Genomic DNA, 15,315 nt, shown 5'->3' with positions numbered 1-15,315 from the left:
AGCGTGCGCGGCGGTGTTCAACCGCGGTGTTCCTGCGCCAGATACTGCGCCGAGCGCATCTCGATCAGGCGCGAGGCGGTGCGTTCGAAGGCGCCGGCCAGGCGCTCGCCGGCATACAGCTGCGGCGGCGGCGCGGCGGCGCTGCACACCAGGTTGACGTGGCGGTCATAGAGCTCGTCGATTAGGGTGACGAAACGGCGCGCGGCATCGTCGCTGCGCGCGTCCAGCACCGGGATCCCGCCCAGCAGCACGGTGTGGAACTCGCGCGCGATCTCGATGTAGTCGGCGGCCGCGCGCGGGCCTTCGCACAGCGCCGCGAAGTCGAACCAGACCATGCCGTCGCCGCGCGCACGCACCGGGAGCTTGCGGCCGTCGAGCTCGATGCTGCGCGGGCGGCCGTCGGGCGCCAGGCTGTCGCCGCCGAGCTCGCGCCAGCGCGCCTGCAGCCAGGCGTCCGATTGCGCGTCCAGCGGCTGCCGGTACACCGGCGAGCGGGTCAGCGCGCGCAGCCGGTAGTCCTGCGGGCTGTCCAGATGCAGCACCGCGCAGTGGCGCTGCAGCAGCGCGATCGCCGGCAGGAAGCGCGCCCGCTGCAGGCCGTCGTGGTAGAGCTGCGCGGGTGGCGTGTTGGAGCTGGTCACCAGCACCACGCCCTCGGCGAACAGCCGCTCCAGCAGCCGCCCGAGCAGCATCGCGTCGCCGATGTCGCTGACGAAGAACTCGTCCAGTACCAGCACCCGCAGCTGCGCGCGCCATTCCCGCGCGATCGCCCGCAGCGGATCGCGCTCCCCGGCGTGCGCGCGCAGGCGCTCGTGCACGGTGCGCATGAAGCGGTGGAAGTGGGTGCGGCGCTTGCCGTGGCCGGCGCCGCGGCGCGCGGGCGCCGCAGCCAGGCCTTCGGCCTTGACCTCCGGGAACGGCAGGCTGTCGTGGAACAGGTCGATCAGGAAGGTCTTGCCGCGGCCGACCCCGCCCCACAGGTACAGGCCGCGCGGCGCCGGGGTGCCGGCGTTGCCGCGCAACCAGCGCGCGAGCACGCCGCCGCGCGCCGGGGCCAGCAGCGCGGCGTGGATGCGGTCGAGCTCGCGCAGGGCGGCGTGCTGCGCCGGATCGTCCTGCCAATCGCCGCGGGCGACGCCGGCGGCATACCGCTGCCAGGGCCCCGCGGGCGCGCCCGGGGCCGGCAATACCGCTGCGGCTTCACTCATGCGCGGGCGGGGGCGTAGAGGCCGCGGGCGCGGGGTCGGGCAGGTACGGGCGCACGCCGTGCTTGATCGCGCCGCGCAGGTCCATCAGCTTGCGGTGGAAGAAATGACCGGTGTCGGGCATGCGCACCAGGTCCGGCGGCGCCGGCAGCCGCTCGACCCAGGCGAACACCGCCTGCGGGTCGACGATCTCGTCGGCCTCGCCCTGCACCACCAGCCACGGGCAGGCCGGCGGCACGATCGCGGCGAAATCCCAGCTGCGCCCGACCGGCGGCGCGATCGAGACCAGCCCCGCCGGCTGCAGTTCCGCCGCCAGCCGCAGCGACACGTAGGCGCCGAAGCTGAAGCCGGCCAGCCACAGCGCTGCGTCCGGGCGTCGCCCGCGCGCCCAGGCGACCACCGCGCGCAGGTCGTCGCTCTCGCCGTCGCCGTGGTCGAAGCTGCCGGCGGAGGCGCCGACGCCGCGGAAGTTGAAGCGCACCGTGTCCAGGCCGAGTTCGCGCAGCGCGCGCGCGGCCATGGTCACGACCTTGTTGTGCATGCTGCCGCCTTCGGTCGGCAGCGGGTGGCAGAGCACCGCCAGTGCCGGCAGCCGCGGCGCCTCGCCGGGGTCGACCGCGACCTCGAGCGCGCCGGCGGGGCCGTCGAGCAGCAGGGTCGTGGATGTCTGCGGGAACGCGGGGCTGGCCACGGCGCCATGATACCGGGGTGCGGGCGCGGGGCCCGCCGCGCGCGGACAGCGGCGGACGGGGCGCGCGGGCGGCGTCGGTCCGGCGGGGCCGCCGGGATCGTTCTGACCTGCGGCGCGGGTCTGCGGGGCGGGCCGCGCCGGAGCCTCCACCGCGGGCGGCGGCGCTGCGCCGCGGCCCGGTTGCGGCGGGCCGGACACGCGGTGCGCGCGCCCGGCGGCAACGCCTTACTTGAGGTTGTCCAGCATCCAGTCGACGGCGGCGATCACCTGGGCGTCGGTCAGGCCCGGATTGCCGCCGCGGGCCGGCATCACCCCGGTGCTGCCGGTGAAGCCGTCGATCGCGTGCTTGTGCAGCACGTCCTTGCCTTGCGGCAGGCGCGTGGCCCAGTGCGCCTGGTCCAGGGTCGGCGCGCCGCCGGCGCCGGACGTGTGGCAACCGGTGCACAGGTTGTTGAAGATCACGCTGCCGTCCAGGGTGCCGCCGTAGGCGGCCTGCGACGACGCCGACGCCGTCGCCGCGGCGGCCGCCGCCGCCTGCGCCGCGGCACCGGTGGCGCCGGCATAGACCGCGCCCACCGGTGCGATCCGCGCCTCGGTGCGCTGCGCCGCCTGCGGCGCGACTTCCGGCGGCACCAGGGTGTGCAGGTAGCGCGAGAGCAGGATCAGTCCCAGCGCGACCAGCACCAGGAAGCCGAGCACCAGCGAGAATTTCTTCAGGAAGTCCAAATCGTAGTTGCGCACGATCCCCCCATCAGTTGCGGCCGGGCCGCTGCAAGTCAAAACGAGATCCGGCGAGCAAAGCCGACGGCGGAACAGTGGCGCGCCCGGAGGGATTCGAACCCCCGACCAATGGCTTCGGAAGCCACTACTCTATCCGGCTGAGCTACGGGCGCGGGGCCGTTCCGCGACGGTCGAGCCGGTCGCGGGGCCGGTATTCTCGCACGATTGCCCGAAGCCGCGCGAACGCCGCCAGCGCCGGCCGCACTTGGTAGGCTGACAAGGATGAGTTACGAGCGCGACTACGTCCCGATCCCGCCGCCGCTGCCGGTCTGGCGCGTGCGCCTGGGGCTGTACTGGCGGCTGCTGCGCGGCGACCGCCCGATCGGCTGGCTGCTGCTGCTGTGGCCGACCTGGTGGGCGCTGTGGCTGGCCGCCGGCGGGGTGCCGCCGCTGTGGCCGTTGCTGGTGTTCAGCGCCGGGGTGTGGCTGACGCGCTCGGCCGGCTGCGCGATCAACGACTACGCCGACCGCTGGCTGGATCCGCAGGTCGCGCGCACCCGCGAGCGGCCGCTGGCCACCGGCGCGGTGTCCGCGCGCGAGGCGCTGGCGCTGTTCGCGGTGCTGATGCTGGCGGCGTTCGCGCTGGTGCTGACGCTCAACCGCCTGACCGTCGCCCTGAGCGTGGTCGGGGCGCTGCTGGCGATCAGCTATCCCTACCTCAAGCGCTACACCTACCTGCCGCAGGTGTACCTGGGCATGGCCTTCGGCTGGGGCATCCCGATGGCGTTCGCCGCGATCCAGGGCAAGGTGCCGGCGATCGCCTGGCTGCTGTACGTGGCCAACATCTTCTGGGCCACCGCCTACGACACCTGGTACGCGATGGTCGACCGCGACGACGACATCCGCATGGGCGCCAAGTCCACCGCGATCCTGTTCGGCGAGCTGGACCTGGTGGCGCAGGGCGTGCTGTACGCGCTGGTGTTCGCGACCCTGGCGCTGGTGGGCCGGCAGGCGCAGCTGGGCGCGTACTACTGGGCCGGGCTCGGCGTGGCCGCGCTGCTGGTGGCGTACCAGTTCGCGATCGCGCGGCATCGCCAGCGCGAGGCCTGTTTCCGCGCGTTCCTGCACAACCACTGGGTCGGCGCGGCGATCTTCGCCGGGTTCGCACTGGCGCTGTGGCGGCCGACGGCGTGAGCGCGGCCGCCGGCGACCCCGCCACCGACCGCCTGCCGGCGCGGCTGGCGCTGCGCAGCGCCGCGTTCGCCGAGCGCTGGTTCCCGGACGCCTACGTGTTCGCGGTGCTGGGCGTGGTGGTGGTCGCGGCCGCGGCGCTGGCCTGCGGCGCCACCCCGCGCGCCACTGCGGAGGCCTTCGGCGGCGGCTACTGGAGCCTGATCCCGTTCACCATGCAGATGGCATTCGTGGTGATCGGCGGCTACGTGGTCGCCACCGCGCCGGTGGTGGCGCGCGGGATCGCGCGGTTGGCGCAGTGGCCGCGCAGCGGCCGCGGCGCGATCGCCTTCGTCGCCCTGGCGAGCATGCTCAGTTCGCTGCTGAGCTGGGGCTTCTCGCTGGTGTTCGCCGGGCTGCTGGTGCGCGCGCTGGCGCAGCGCGCGGACCTGCGCATGGACTACCGCGCCGCCGGCGCGGCCGCGTACCTGGGGCTGGGCGCGGTGTGGGCGCTGGGCCTGAGTTCCTCGGCCGCGCAGCTGCAGGCCAATCCGGCGAGCATGCCGCCGGGCCTGCTGCCGATCACCGGCGTGCTGCCGTTCACGCAGACGATCTTCCTGTGGCAGTCGATCGTGCTGACCGCGGTGCTGATCGCGGTGTCGCTGGCGGTGGCGTATGTCACCGCGCCGCAAGGCGACGCGGTGCGGACCGCGGACGCATTCGCGGAAGCCGCGGCGGCACGGCCGCCGTCGCTGCCGCCGCGCACGCGGCCGGGCGAATGGCTGGAATACAGCCCGCTGCTGACCGTCGCGCTGTCGCTGCTGGCCTTCGGCTGGCTGTACGTCGAGTTCGCCGGCAAGCCGGCGGTGTCGGCGATCGCCAACCTCAACACCTACAACTTCCTGTTCCTGTCGCTGGGCCTGCTGCTGCACTGGCGGCCGCGCAGTTTCCTGGACGCGGTCGCGCGCGCGGTGCCGTCCACCGCCGGGGTGCTGATCCAGTTCCCGCTGTACGGCGGCATCGCCCTGATCCTCACCGGCGTGCCCGGTGCCGACGGGGAAACCCTGGCGCACCGGCTGTCGCTGCTGTTCGCGCAGCTGGCCTCGCACGACACCTTCGCCGTGGTGATGGGCAGCTATTCGGCGGTGCTGGGATTCTTCGTGCCCTCCGGTGGCGGCAAGTGGATCGTGGAGGCGCCGTACGTGATGCAGGCGGCCAACGAGCTGCAGTTCCACCTGGGCTGGGCGGTGCAGGTCTACAACGCCGCCGAGGCGCTGCCCAACCTGATCAACCCGTTCTGGATGCTGCCGCTGCTGGGCGTGCTCGGCCTGCGCGCGCGCGACATCGTCGGCTTCACCTTCGTGCAGCTGCTGGTGCACATCCCGCTGGTGCTGGGCCTGCTGTGGCTGCTGGGGCTGACCCTGGACTACGTGCCGCCGCTGCTGCCGGCGGCATGATGCGGGACCAGCGGCCTAGGGGCGCTGCAGTTTGCGCAGGTGCAGCCCCAGCCACACCTGCAGCATCCCGTAGACCAGGGCGCCGGCGCCGAGCCAGAGCGCCAGCGCCATCAGGCCCTGGCTCGGGAACAGCATGAACAGCACCCCGAGCGCGAGCGCGAGCACGCCGCTGATCACCAGCAGCCATTCGTCCTGCAGCACCTCGCGCAGGCGGATGGCGTGGTAGATGCGGAACACGCCGGCCACCAGCAGCCACGCGGACAGGACAATGAGCAGGGCATCGGCGACGACCGCAGGGAAGAACACCGCGGCCAGGCCGAACAGCAGCGACGCGAGCGCGTACGCCGCCAGCCAGGCCTTCGACACCGGCATGTCGCGGGCGAACAGCGCGCTCAGCGCGACCGCGCCCTCGGCCAGGGCCATCACCCCCATGGCCCAGGCCAGCGCCCAGATGGTGGGACCCGGACGCAGGATCGCGACCAGCCCGAAAGCGATGGCGATGAGACCGAAACCCAGGAACACCCACCAACTGCGACCAAGATGCAGGGCGACACGACTGCTCATCGGAACCTCCGCAGGACCTACGGGTGGACAGACGGGCGAGGCAGGGGAGTGCGGGATCGGAATACCCCGCGCCCGCCCAGCTTGTCAACCGCCGGGCGCCCGCGCCGGCAAGACGACAACGCCGTGGCGTGAGCGCGTCGATTCCGCGCGGGCACCGCGTCGGGGATTGCCGCGGCCACACGGCGCCGCGCTCCCGCCCTCGCCCGCGGGCAGGCGGCACGCCGCGCAGGCCTAGGGCACCCGTGCGCAGACCCAGGCGTCGACCCGCGCCACCCCGGCGCGGCGCAGCGCCGCGGCGGCCGCGTGCAGGGTGGCGCCGGTGGTCATCACGTCGTCCACCAGCGCCACGTGCGCGGGCCGCGTAACCGCGGCGGGCACGGCGAACGCGTCGCGCAGGTTGCGTCGGCGCGCGGCCGCATGGAGTTCGGATTGCGGCGCGGTGGCGCGGGTGCGCCGCAGCAGCTCGGCGCGCAGCGGCAGGGCGAAGGCGCGCGCCAGCGGCCGCGCCAGTTCCAGCGCCTGGTCGTAGCCGCGCCGGCGCAGGCGCGTGCGGTGCAGCGGCACCGGCACCAGCGCCTGCGGCCGCGGCGCGGTGGCGCAGGCCGCGGCCAGCAGCTGCGCCAGCACCCGGCCGGCGGCCAGGTCCTGGTGGAACTTGAAACGCGGCAGCCAGCGGTCCAGCGGCGGCGCGTACAGGCAGGCCGAGCGCACCAGCGCCAGCGGCGGCGGGCGCCGCAGGCAACGGCCGCAGACCGCGCTGCCGTCGCTGCCCGGCAGCGGCAACGCGCAGCGCGCGCAGGCCTGGCGGTTCCAGGGCAGGGCGGCGCGGCAGGCCGGGCACAGGGCGCCGCCGCCGGCGCGCTCGCCGCAGGCCAGGCAGTGCATCGGCCACAGCACGGCCCCGAGCCGCCGCCAGCGCCCGTCAACCGGCGGCAGCCCGAATTGGTTGACAGGCCCGGACATGCTTTCCAGACTGCCGGTTCCGCGCCGCCGTCGCCGTCAGGAAATGCCCATGTCCGCTGTAGGATCCGCTGCCCTCCGCCCCCCCGTCGCGCCGTCGCCGGCGCGCCACGACTGGACCCGCGAGGAGGTGCTGGCGCTGCTGGACCTGCCGTTCACCGAGCTGGTGTTCCGCGCGGCCGCGGTGCACCGCGAGCATTTCGATCCGACCGAAGTCCAGATCAGCACCCTGCTGTCGGTCAAGACCGGCGGCTGCCCCGAGGATTGCGCCTACTGCCCGCAGTCCTCGCGCTACCACACCGAGGTGGACGCGACCAAGCTGATGAGTACCGAGGACGTCGTCGCCCGCGCCCGCCAGGCGCGCGACGCCGGCGCCTCGCGCTTCTGCATGGGTGCGGCCTGGCGCTCGCCCAAGGACCGCGACATCCCCAAGGTCGCGGCGATGATCCGCGAGGTGAAGGCGCTGGGCCTGGAAACCTGCGCCACCCTCGGCATGCTCACCGACACCCAGGCGCAGGCGCTGAAGGCGGCCGGCCTGGACTACTACAACCACAACATCGACACCGCGCCCGAGTATTACGGCGAGATCATCCACACCCGCACCTTCCAGGATCGGCTGGACACCCTGGAACACGTGCGCGACGCCGGCCTGAAGACCTGCTGCGGCGGCATCGTCGGCATGGGCGAGACCCGCGAGCAGCGCGCCGGCTTCCTGCAGGCGCTGGCGACCTTGCCGGCGCATCCGGATTCGGTGCCGATCAACCGCCTGGTGCCGGTGGCCGGTACGCTGCTGGCCGATACGCCGGAGCTGGATCCGTTCGAGTTCGTGCGCACGATCGCGGTCGCGCGGATCCTGATGCCGCGTTCGATGGTGCGGCTGTCGGCCGGGCGCGAGAGCATGAGCGACGAGCTGCAGGCGCTGTGCTTCACCGCCGGCGCCAACTCGATCTTCTACGGCGACAAGCTGCTGACCACCGGCAACCCCGACACCGAGCACGATCGCCGGCTGTTCGAGCGCCTCGGGCTGCAGCCGATGCACGTCCAGGTCGGGGCGCCGGCGACCGATCCCGGCTGCGGCGAGGATTGCCAGTGCGTCGCCACCGCCCACGCCGCGATCACCGGCGCCGCGACCCACGCCGCGGCCTGAGCCATGGCGCGCCCGGACCTGCACCAGCGTGTCGCCGCCGCGCGCGCGCAGCGCGAGGCGCGCGGGCGCACGCGCACGCGGCGCAGCGTCAGCCGCCGCGACGGCACCGGCTGCGAGGTCGACGGCCGCTGGCTGCTGGATTTCTGCGGCAACGACTACCTCGGCCTGGCGCAGCATTTCGCCGTGGTCGACGCGCTGCAGGACACCGCCGCGCGCGACGGCGCCGGCGGCGTCGCCTCGCACCTGGTCTGCGGCCACCACGCCGCGCACGACGCGCTGGAGAAGGAAGTCGCCGACTGGCTCGGCACCCCGCGCGCGCTGCTGTTCGGCAGCGGCTTCATGGCCAACCTGGCGGTGCTGCAGGCGCTGCTCGGCGACGGCGACGCCTGCGTCCAGGACCGGCTCAACCACGCCAGCCTGATCGACGCCGCGCGCCTGGCCGGCTGCCGCCTGCGCCGCTATCCACATGCCGATGCCGAAGGCGCGATCCGGCAGCTGCGCAGCCTGCCCGAGGGCGCGGCGATCTTGGCCACCGACGGCGTCTTCAGCATGGACGGCGACGTCGCGCCGCTGCGGCAGCTGGCGCTGGTGGCGCGCGCGCAACGCGCACTGCTGTACGTGGACGACGCCCACGGCGTCGGCGTGCTCGGGCCCGAGGGCCGCGGCAGCGTCGCGGCGGCGAAACTCGGCGTCGCCCAGGTGCCGCTGCAGCTGGCGACCCTGGGCAAGGCGCTGGGCAGCTACGGCGCGGTGGTCGCCGGCGACGCCGACCTGATCCAGCACCTGGCCGAGACCGCGCGTCCCTACCTCTACACCACCGCGTTGCCGCCGGCGCTGGCCGCCGCGGCGCTGGCGGCGGTGAAGCTGGCGCGCAAGGACCAGTGGCGGCGCGACAAGCTGCAGGCCACGATCGCGCACTTCCGCGCCGGCGCCGTGCAGCGCGGGTTGTCGCTGCTGCCGTCCGACAGCGCGATCCAGCCGCTGCAAGTGGGCGACGACCGCGTCGCCAGCGCGATGGCGGCGGCGCTGGAGGACCGCGGTTTCTGGGTCGCCGCGATCCGCCCGCCGAGCGTGCCCGAAGGCGGTGCGCGCTTGCGCATCACCCTGGGCGCCGGACACGAGCGGCTGCAGGTCGACGCCCTGCTGGAGGCGCTGGAGCGCGCCCGCGACCAGGTCGCCGGTCACCGCGACGGCACCACCGTCGTTACGCCGGCCGCGGCACGGGCATGAGCGCGGCACCGCACGACGCCCGCCGCGCGCTGGCGGCGATCGCGCTTGCGCTGCTGTCGGCGCTGTTCTTCACCCAGACCTACGTGCTCAACCGCGCGATCGCCAGCGACGGCGGCCACTGGGCCTGGACCGCGTCGCTGCGCTACCTGATCACCCTGCCGCTGCTGCTGCCGCTGATGCCCTGGCAGGGCGGCATCGCCCCGGTGTGGCGGGCGCTGCGTGCGCACCCCGGAGCCTGGCTGCGCTGCAGCGCGATCGGTTTCGTCGGCTTCTACGTGTTGCTGGCCTACGCCGCCGACAGCGGGCCGGCGTGGCTGGTGGCCGGCAGTTTCCAGTTCACCGTGATCGCGGGGATGCTGTGCGCGCCGTTCGTGCACCGCCACGCGCCGCCCGGCGACCCGCGCCGGCGCATCCCGCGCGCGGCGTTCGCGATCGGCGCGCTGATCTTCGCCGGCGTGCTGCTGCTGCAGCTGGGACATGCGCAAGGGCGGATGGACGGCGCGGCCTGGATCGCGCTGGGCTGCGTACTGGGGGCAGCGCTGCTGTATCCGCTCGGCAACCGCCTGCTGCTGCGGCACCTGGAACGCAGCGGCGAGGACCTCAACGCCACCCAGCGCGTGTTCGGCATGACGCTGGCCAGCCAGCCGCTGTGGTGGCTGATCGCCGGCTACGGCTGGACCCAGGCCGGGGCGCCGGCCTGGCCGCAGGTGCTGCTCGCCGGCGCGGTCGCGCTCAGTGCCGGGGTGATCGCCACGATCCTGTTCTTCCAGGCCACCGGCATGGTCCGCGACAATCCGGCCGCGCTCGGCGCGGCCGAGGCGATGCAGGCGGCGGAACTGCTGTTCGCGACCGCGCTCGGGGTGTGGTGGCTGGGCGAGGCGTGGCCGCACGGGATCGCGCTGTGGGGCGCGGCGCTGGTGGTGGCCGGGATCGCCGCTTTCGCCTGGATGGTGGCGCGGCCGCCGGCGGGCCGGGCGCCGGACCCGCGCGCGCTGCGCACGGATCGCGGCGCATGAGCGGCCGCCTGTACGTGGAAGTCGTCGGCCGCGGCCCGCCGCTGGTGCTGCTGCACGGCTGGGCGATGCACGGCGGCGTGTTCGCGCCGCTGCTCGCGCGCTTGCGCGCGCGCCACACCGTGCACGTGGTCGACCTGCCCGGCCATGGCCGCAGCCGCGATTGCGCGGTGCCGCTGCAGTTGCAGCCTTGCGTGGCGGCGATCGCCGCCACGGTCCCGGTCGCGCCGTGGTGCGGCTGGTCGCTGGGCGGCCTGTTCGCGCTGCACGCCGCCAGCACCCTGCCGCAGCGGGTGCCGGCGCTGGCGCTGCTGTGCGCCAGTCCGCGTTTCGTGCGCGGCGCGGACTGGCGCTACGGCGTGTCGGCGGAGATCTTCGGCGACTTCGCCGCCGGCCTGCGCGCGGACTACCGCGCCACCCTGGAGCGTTTCGTCGCGCTGGAAGCCTTCGGCGCCGAGCACGCGCGCGAGGCGATCCGCGCGCTGCGCGAGGAGTTGTTCGCGCAGGGCGCGCCGAGCGCGGCGGTACTCGCCGACGGCCTGGCGCTGCTGCAGACCGCCGACTTGCGCCCCGCGCTGCCGCAGCTGCGGGTGCCGAGCCTGTGGCTGGCCGGGCGCCGCGACCGCCTGGTGGATGCGCGCGCCATGGCCGCCGCCGCGGCGCTGACGCCCGGCGCCGCGTGGCACGTGTTCGAGCACGCCGGCCACGCCCCGTTCCTGACCCACGCCGACGCGCTCGCTGCGCGCCTGGCGGCTTTCCTGGATACCCCCGCATGAACGAGTTGTTCGACACCCGCCAGGTCCGCCGCGCGTTCTCGCGCGCCGCGCCCGGCTACGATGCCGCGGCCGCGCTGCAGCGCCGGGTCGAGGCGCACCTGCTGGATTCGCTGGAACACCACGTCAAACGCACCGGCGCGGATGCGCCGCCGCCGCAGCGCGTGCTCGACCTGGGCAGCGGCCCCGGCCGCGCCGCCGCGGCGCTGCGCGAGCGCTGGCCCAAGGCGGAGGTGCTGGCGTTCGACCTGGCGCTGCCGATGCTGCAGCAGGCGCGGCGGCAGGCCGGCTGGCATCCGCTGCGGCGCGGGATCGTGCGGGTGTGCGCCGACGCGCGCGCGCTGCCGCTGGCCGACAACAGCCTCGACGTGCTGTTCACCAATCTGTGCGTGCAGTGGGTGGCGGACCTGCCGGCGGTGCTGACCGGCTTCCGCCGCGCGCTGCGTCCCGGCGGCGTGCTGCTGCTGTCGACCTTCGGCCCGGACACCCTGATCGAACTGCGCGAGGCGTTCGCCGAGGCCGACGCCCAGGCCCCGCACGTCAGTCCGTTCGCGGCGATGACCCAGGTCGGCGACGCGCTGCTGCTGGGCGGCTTCCGCGATCCGGTGCTCGACCGCGAGGTCAGCGTCAGCCGCTACCGCGACCTGCCGGCGCTGATGCGCGAGCTGCGCGCGCTCGGCGCCACCAATGCGCTGCGCGAGCGGCGACGCACGCTCACCGGCAAGGCCCGCTTCGCGCGCGCGGCGGAGGCCTACGCACGCGCGTACGGCGGCGCCGACGGCCTGCCCGCGACCTGGGAAACCATCACCGCGATCGCCTGGGCGCCGGAGGCCGGCGCGCCGATCCGCGAACGCGGCGGCGCCGAGATCGCCAGCTTCCCCGCCGGCCGCATCCCGATCCGCAAACGCTGACGCGGCCGCGGTCCGGCTCTAGGGCACGTCCCGGTGTTCGAGCCGGCGCACCCGGAACAGCACGCGGCCCTGGTACGGCGTGCCCTGCGGCAGGGCGTCGTAACCCAGCGCCTGCAGCCGCGCCCGCACCGCCGGGTAGTTGCCCTGCTTGGTGAACCACAGCGCGTGCGGGTCGTAGTCGTCGGCGAGCTCGTCGGCCAGGTCCTCGTCGTATTCGGGATTGAAGCGCGGCTGGGCCAGCGGCCGCAGCGACAGCTTCTCCACGTCCACGCCCAGCTGCAGGTACAGGCCGTAGCGCGCCATGTCGTCGACGATGTTGATCTGGCTGACGCGGCCGGGCGCACGCGCGGCGATCGCGGCCTGCCAGGCGGCGCCGTCCTTGTGCGTCGGCCACAGCGCGGTCGCCAGTTCCAGCGCCAGCAGCAGTGCCGCCCACGCCAGCAGCCAGCGCCAGCGCGGCAGGCCGCGGCCTTCGCCCTGGCGCTGGCGCGCGGCCAGCAGCGCCAGCGGCACGAACAGCGGCAGCAGGTACAGCGGCAACCGCGAGCGCGACACGCAGAACACCAGCAGCGGCAGCAGCAGCCACAGCGCCAGCAGCAGCCCGGCGCGATCGTCGGCGCGGCCGGCGCGGGTGCGCCAGGTGCGCAGGCGCGCCGGCAGGGCCCGCGCCCAGCGCCACAGCGCCGGGGTCCACGGCAGCGTGCCCAGCAGCAGGGTCGGCGCGTAGATCGCCAGCCAGCCGTACCACTGGCCGTGGCGGTTGAAATGGTTGCTGGCGATGCGATCCACCACCTCGGCGCCGAGGAAGTAATCCAGCAGCCCCGGGTTGCGCAGCACCACCGCCAGGTACCACGGCAGCGCGATCGCCGCAAACAGCAGCGGACCCCACCATTGCAGCACCCGCGCGCGCCGCTGCCCGGACGCGTCGGTGGCCGGGGTCAGCAGCTCGAAAGCGGCCACCGCCAGCAGCGGCAGCAGCCCCGGCGGACCCTTGGTCAAAAACGCCAGCGCGAAGCCGGCCCACAGCAGCGCCAGCCAGCGCCGCGCCTGCTGCGGCGCGCCGAAGCGCGCCTCGACGAACCCGTACAGCGCCAGCGCCTCGCAGGCCGCGAGCAGGTAGTCGGTGGTGATCAGCTGCGCGGCGCCGAACGGCAGCAGCATGGTCGCGAAGATCGCCGCCGCCTGGCGCTCGCTGCCCGGCGCCAGCCGCCGCGCCAGGCGCCACACCAGCCACGTGCACAGCAGGTACGACAGCGCCGCCGGCAGTCGCGCCGCCCACGGGTTGCGGCCGAACGTCGCCACCGAGGCCGCGATCGCCCAGTAGGTCAGCGGCGGCTTGGTCCAGTGTCCGACTTCCTCGCTGCGGTGCGGCTCCAGCCAGTTGCCGCTGTCGAGCATGTGCAGCGCGACGTTGGTGTAGCGGCCCTCGTCCGGGTCCCAGATGCCGCGCTGGCCGAGCAGCGCCAGCGCCAGCACCAGCGCCAGGGCGGCGAGCCAGACATCGGGGGAACGCAGCAGTCGGGGCATGCGCGGGCTCGGTTCGCGGGGACCGCGGATTCTAGCCGAGCCCGTGCGCGGCACCGTTGCCGCCGGACGCTGCGGTCGCGACGGCGCCGCTGCGGCCTACAGCATCCGCCGCAGGGTGTCGTCGCGCCGCCACCAGTGGTGGTACAGCGCGGCCACGATGTGCAGGCCGATCACCCAGTAGAACGCCTCGCCGATGCTGCCGTGCAGGTCCTCGAGCCGATGCGCCAGATCCTTGTCCGGCGCCAGCAGCGCCGGCAGCGCGAAGTCGGTGAACGGCAGATACAGCGGCTTGTCGTCGGTCCACGCGGTCGCCAGCCCCAGCAGCGGCATCGCCAGCAGGAACGCGTACAGCGCCAGGTGCAGCAGCCGCGACAGCCCGGCTTGCCAGCCCGGCAGCGGCGGCGTGATCGGCGGGGTCGCGCCGCCGGCGCGCAGCGCCAGCCGCCACCACAGCAGCAGCCAGATCGCCAGTCCGGTCCAGTAGTGCCCCTGCATCATCGCCGCGCGTTCGCCGCTGCCGCGCGGGAACAGGTTGCGCTGCTCGATCAGCACATAGGCCACGGCCACCAGCACCGCAGTCAGCCAGTGCAGCCGGCGCAGGCCGGGGCGGTATCGCGGCAGAACGGACACGCTCATGGGGCACCTCGTCGGCAAGCGGAAAGGGGGGCGGGCAGCGTCGCCGCGACGACAGTAACGCCTGCGCGCGGCGGTGTGTCTTGAGCCAGGTCAACTGCGACCTCGGGACCCGGGCGCCGCCGGCTCACGTCGCTGCGGACGCGAACCATTGCGCTGCCGCGGCCGGATCGACGTTGCCGCCCGACAGCAGCACCCCGACCCGGCGCCCGGCGAAGCGCTCGCGCTGCTGCAGCACCGCCGCCAGCGCGATCGCCGAGGACGGTTCCACCAGCAGCTTCAGCCGCGTCCACAGCAAGCGCAGCGCGGCGACGGTGTCGGCGTCCTCGACCACCGCGACCTGCGCGCCGTGCGCGTGCAGCAGCTCGAAATCCGGCGCGCCGAGGGTGCCGCGCAGGCCGTCGCAGAGGGTGTCGGGGACGAATTCGGTGACGCGGCGGCCGGCGGCCAGCGACGCTGCGGTGTCGGCCGCGCCGCGCGGCTCGGCCAGCAGCAGTTCGCAGGCCGGCGCCAGCGCCGCCAGCACCAGCGCGCAGCCCGACGCCAGGCCGCCGCCGCCGACCGGCACCACCAGCGCGTCAAGCGCGGGTGCGGCCGCCAGTAGTTCCAGCGCCGCGGTGCCCTGGCCGGCGATCACCCGCGGATCGGTATAGGGATGCACCAGGGTCGCGCCGGTGTCGCGCTGCACCTGCGCCGCGGCGGCCTCGCGCGCGGCGATGGTCGGCGCGCAGCGGTGCACGCGGGCGCCGTAGCCGGCGATCGCCGCCAGCTTGGCCGCGACCGCGCCTTCGGGCACCACCACGTGGCAGGCGATGTCGCGGGTGCGCGCCGCCAGCGCCAGCGCGCCGCCGTGGTTGCCGGAGGAATGGGTGACCACGCCGCGCGCGGCGACGTCCTGCGGCAGCGACCACACCGCATTGCAGGCGCCGCGGAACTTGAACGCGCCGCTGCGCTGCAGCGGTTCGCACTTGAAGTGCAGCTCGCAGCCGGCCAGCGCGTCGAGCGTGCGCGAGCGCAGCACCGGGGTCACGTGCGCATGCGGGGCGATGCGCGCGGCGGCGGCGAGCACGTCGGTGAAGGTCGGCAGCGCCAGCGAGGTTCCGTCCATCCTGCGATCCTAGCGCGTCGACGGCCGCTGCCGGCGCGACCGCAGCCACGGCACCGGCGGCGGCCCTGCCGCGAGGGCGGTGCCGTCGCGCGCAGGGCGCACGGCCGCTGCGCGTGGCAGTATCGGCCCGCGGTCGCTCCGCCGGCCGGGTTAAGCACGGATTCAATGCCGGCGGCCGATGCTGGCCGCATCGAGACAGGGGCGCG

General features: G+C 74.6%; 15 protein-coding genes and 1 tRNA gene. 7 read left to right on the top strand and 9 right to left on the bottom strand.

Annotation, left to right across the window (positions count from 1 at the left end):
* Window positions 1–17: 17 nt before the first annotated feature.
* The 4 genes from zapE to D0Y53_RS03505 form a co-directional block, all read right to left on the bottom strand.
* Window positions 18–1,208: a cell division protein ZapE gene (gene zapE / locus D0Y53_RS03520; RefSeq protein WP_117201833.1), complete on the bottom strand. Its 1,191-nt coding sequence runs from the start codon at window positions 1,206–1,208 to the stop codon at window positions 18–20.
* Window positions 1,201–1,896 carry an alpha/beta hydrolase gene (locus D0Y53_RS03515; protein WP_117201832.1) on the bottom strand — a complete coding sequence of 232 codons (696 nt, stop codon included), beginning with the start codon at window positions 1,894–1,896 and terminating at the stop codon, window positions 1,201–1,203. Before D0Y53_RS03515 ends, zapE begins: the two co-directional genes overlap by 8 nt.
* A 225-nt stretch (window positions 1,897–2,121) precedes the next feature.
* Window positions 2,122–2,637, bottom strand: a complete 516-nt coding sequence (locus D0Y53_RS03510; protein ID WP_117201831.1) for a c-type cytochrome — start codon at window positions 2,635–2,637, stop codon at window positions 2,122–2,124.
* A gap of 75 nt (window positions 2,638–2,712) precedes the next feature.
* Window positions 2,713–2,789, bottom strand: a tRNA-Arg gene (locus D0Y53_RS03505).
* 109 nt (window positions 2,790–2,898) lie between these two features.
* On the opposite strand from D0Y53_RS03505, the gene ubiA reads away from it, so the two are divergent.
* The gene (ubiA, locus tag D0Y53_RS03500) at window positions 2,899–3,810 is read left to right on the top strand and encodes a 4-hydroxybenzoate octaprenyltransferase (RefSeq protein ID WP_117201830.1); all 912 of its coding nucleotides are present in this window, start codon (window positions 2,899–2,901) and stop codon (window positions 3,808–3,810) included.
* Entirely contained in the window at window positions 3,807–5,243 is a 1,437-nt protein-coding gene (locus D0Y53_RS03495) for a short-chain fatty acid transporter (RefSeq protein WP_233511627.1), read from the top strand. Before ubiA ends, D0Y53_RS03495 begins: the two co-directional genes overlap by 4 nt.
* 15 nt (window positions 5,244–5,258) lie before the next feature.
* Here the strand turns inward: D0Y53_RS03495 and D0Y53_RS03490 are convergent, their stop codons facing one another.
* A complete protein-coding gene (locus D0Y53_RS03490) occupies window positions 5,259–5,807 on the bottom strand; it encodes an HdeD family acid-resistance protein (protein ID WP_117201829.1) in 549 nt (182 codons plus the stop codon).
* Window positions 5,808–6,038: 231 nt separating this feature from the next.
* Complete coding sequence (locus D0Y53_RS03485; protein WP_117201828.1) at window positions 6,039–6,770, bottom strand: ComF family protein; 732 nt, start codon at window positions 6,768–6,770, stop codon at window positions 6,039–6,041.
* Window positions 6,771–6,819: 49 nt separating this feature from the next.
* On the opposite strand from D0Y53_RS03485, the gene bioB reads away from it, so the two are divergent.
* From bioB to bioC, 5 genes are read left to right on the top strand one after another with little or no spacing between them, the layout of a single operon-like run.
* On the top strand, window positions 6,820–7,914 hold the full coding sequence (bioB, locus tag D0Y53_RS03480; RefSeq protein ID WP_117201827.1) for a biotin synthase BioB: 1,095 nt from the start codon (window positions 6,820–6,822) through the stop codon (window positions 7,912–7,914).
* 3 nt (window positions 7,915–7,917) lie between these two features.
* Window positions 7,918–9,144, top strand: a complete 1,227-nt coding sequence (gene bioF, locus D0Y53_RS03475) for an 8-amino-7-oxononanoate synthase (protein WP_117201826.1) — start codon at window positions 7,918–7,920, stop codon at window positions 9,142–9,144.
* Window positions 9,141–10,160 (top strand): multidrug resistance efflux transporter family protein, encoded by a 1,020-nt coding sequence (locus tag D0Y53_RS03470; RefSeq protein ID WP_117201825.1) that lies wholly within the window; start codon window positions 9,141–9,143, stop codon window positions 10,158–10,160. Before bioF ends, D0Y53_RS03470 begins: the two co-directional genes overlap by 4 nt.
* Window positions 10,161–10,168: 8 nt before the next feature.
* The gene (gene bioH / locus D0Y53_RS03465) at window positions 10,169–10,933 is read left to right on the top strand and encodes a pimeloyl-ACP methyl ester esterase BioH (RefSeq protein WP_117202043.1); all 765 of its coding nucleotides are present in this window, start codon (window positions 10,169–10,171) and stop codon (window positions 10,931–10,933) included.
* Window positions 10,930–11,841, top strand: a complete 912-nt coding sequence (gene bioC, locus D0Y53_RS03460; RefSeq protein WP_117201824.1) for a malonyl-ACP O-methyltransferase BioC — start codon at window positions 10,930–10,932, stop codon at window positions 11,839–11,841. Before bioH ends, bioC begins: the two co-directional genes overlap by 4 nt.
* A gap of 18 nt (window positions 11,842–11,859) precedes the next feature.
* Here bioC and D0Y53_RS03455 read toward each other — a convergent pair whose 3' ends face one another.
* The 3 genes from D0Y53_RS03455 to D0Y53_RS03445 form a co-directional block, all read right to left on the bottom strand.
* Window positions 11,860–13,368 (bottom strand): ArnT family glycosyltransferase, encoded by a 1,509-nt coding sequence (locus tag D0Y53_RS03455; RefSeq protein ID WP_117201823.1) that lies wholly within the window; start codon window positions 13,366–13,368, stop codon window positions 11,860–11,862.
* A 96-nt stretch (window positions 13,369–13,464) separates the two neighbouring features.
* Window positions 13,465–14,004, bottom strand: coding sequence for a cytochrome b (locus D0Y53_RS03450; protein ID WP_117201822.1), 540 nt, complete (start codon window positions 14,002–14,004; stop codon window positions 13,465–13,467).
* A gap of 124 nt (window positions 14,005–14,128) precedes the next feature.
* On the bottom strand, window positions 14,129–15,109 hold the full coding sequence (locus D0Y53_RS03445; RefSeq protein ID WP_117201821.1) for a pyridoxal-phosphate dependent enzyme: 981 nt from the start codon (window positions 15,107–15,109) through the stop codon (window positions 14,129–14,131).
* Window positions 15,110–15,315: the final 206 nt, after the last annotated feature.

It is taken from the genome of Cognatiluteimonas weifangensis (assembly GCF_003416885.1).
In the GTDB taxonomy this organism is placed as follows: domain Bacteria; phylum Pseudomonadota; class Gammaproteobacteria; order Xanthomonadales; family Xanthomonadaceae; genus Cognatiluteimonas; species Cognatiluteimonas weifangensis.
The sequence above is the reverse complement of the archived record's forward strand: the minus strand, read 5'-3'. Positions and strand labels throughout refer to the sequence as shown.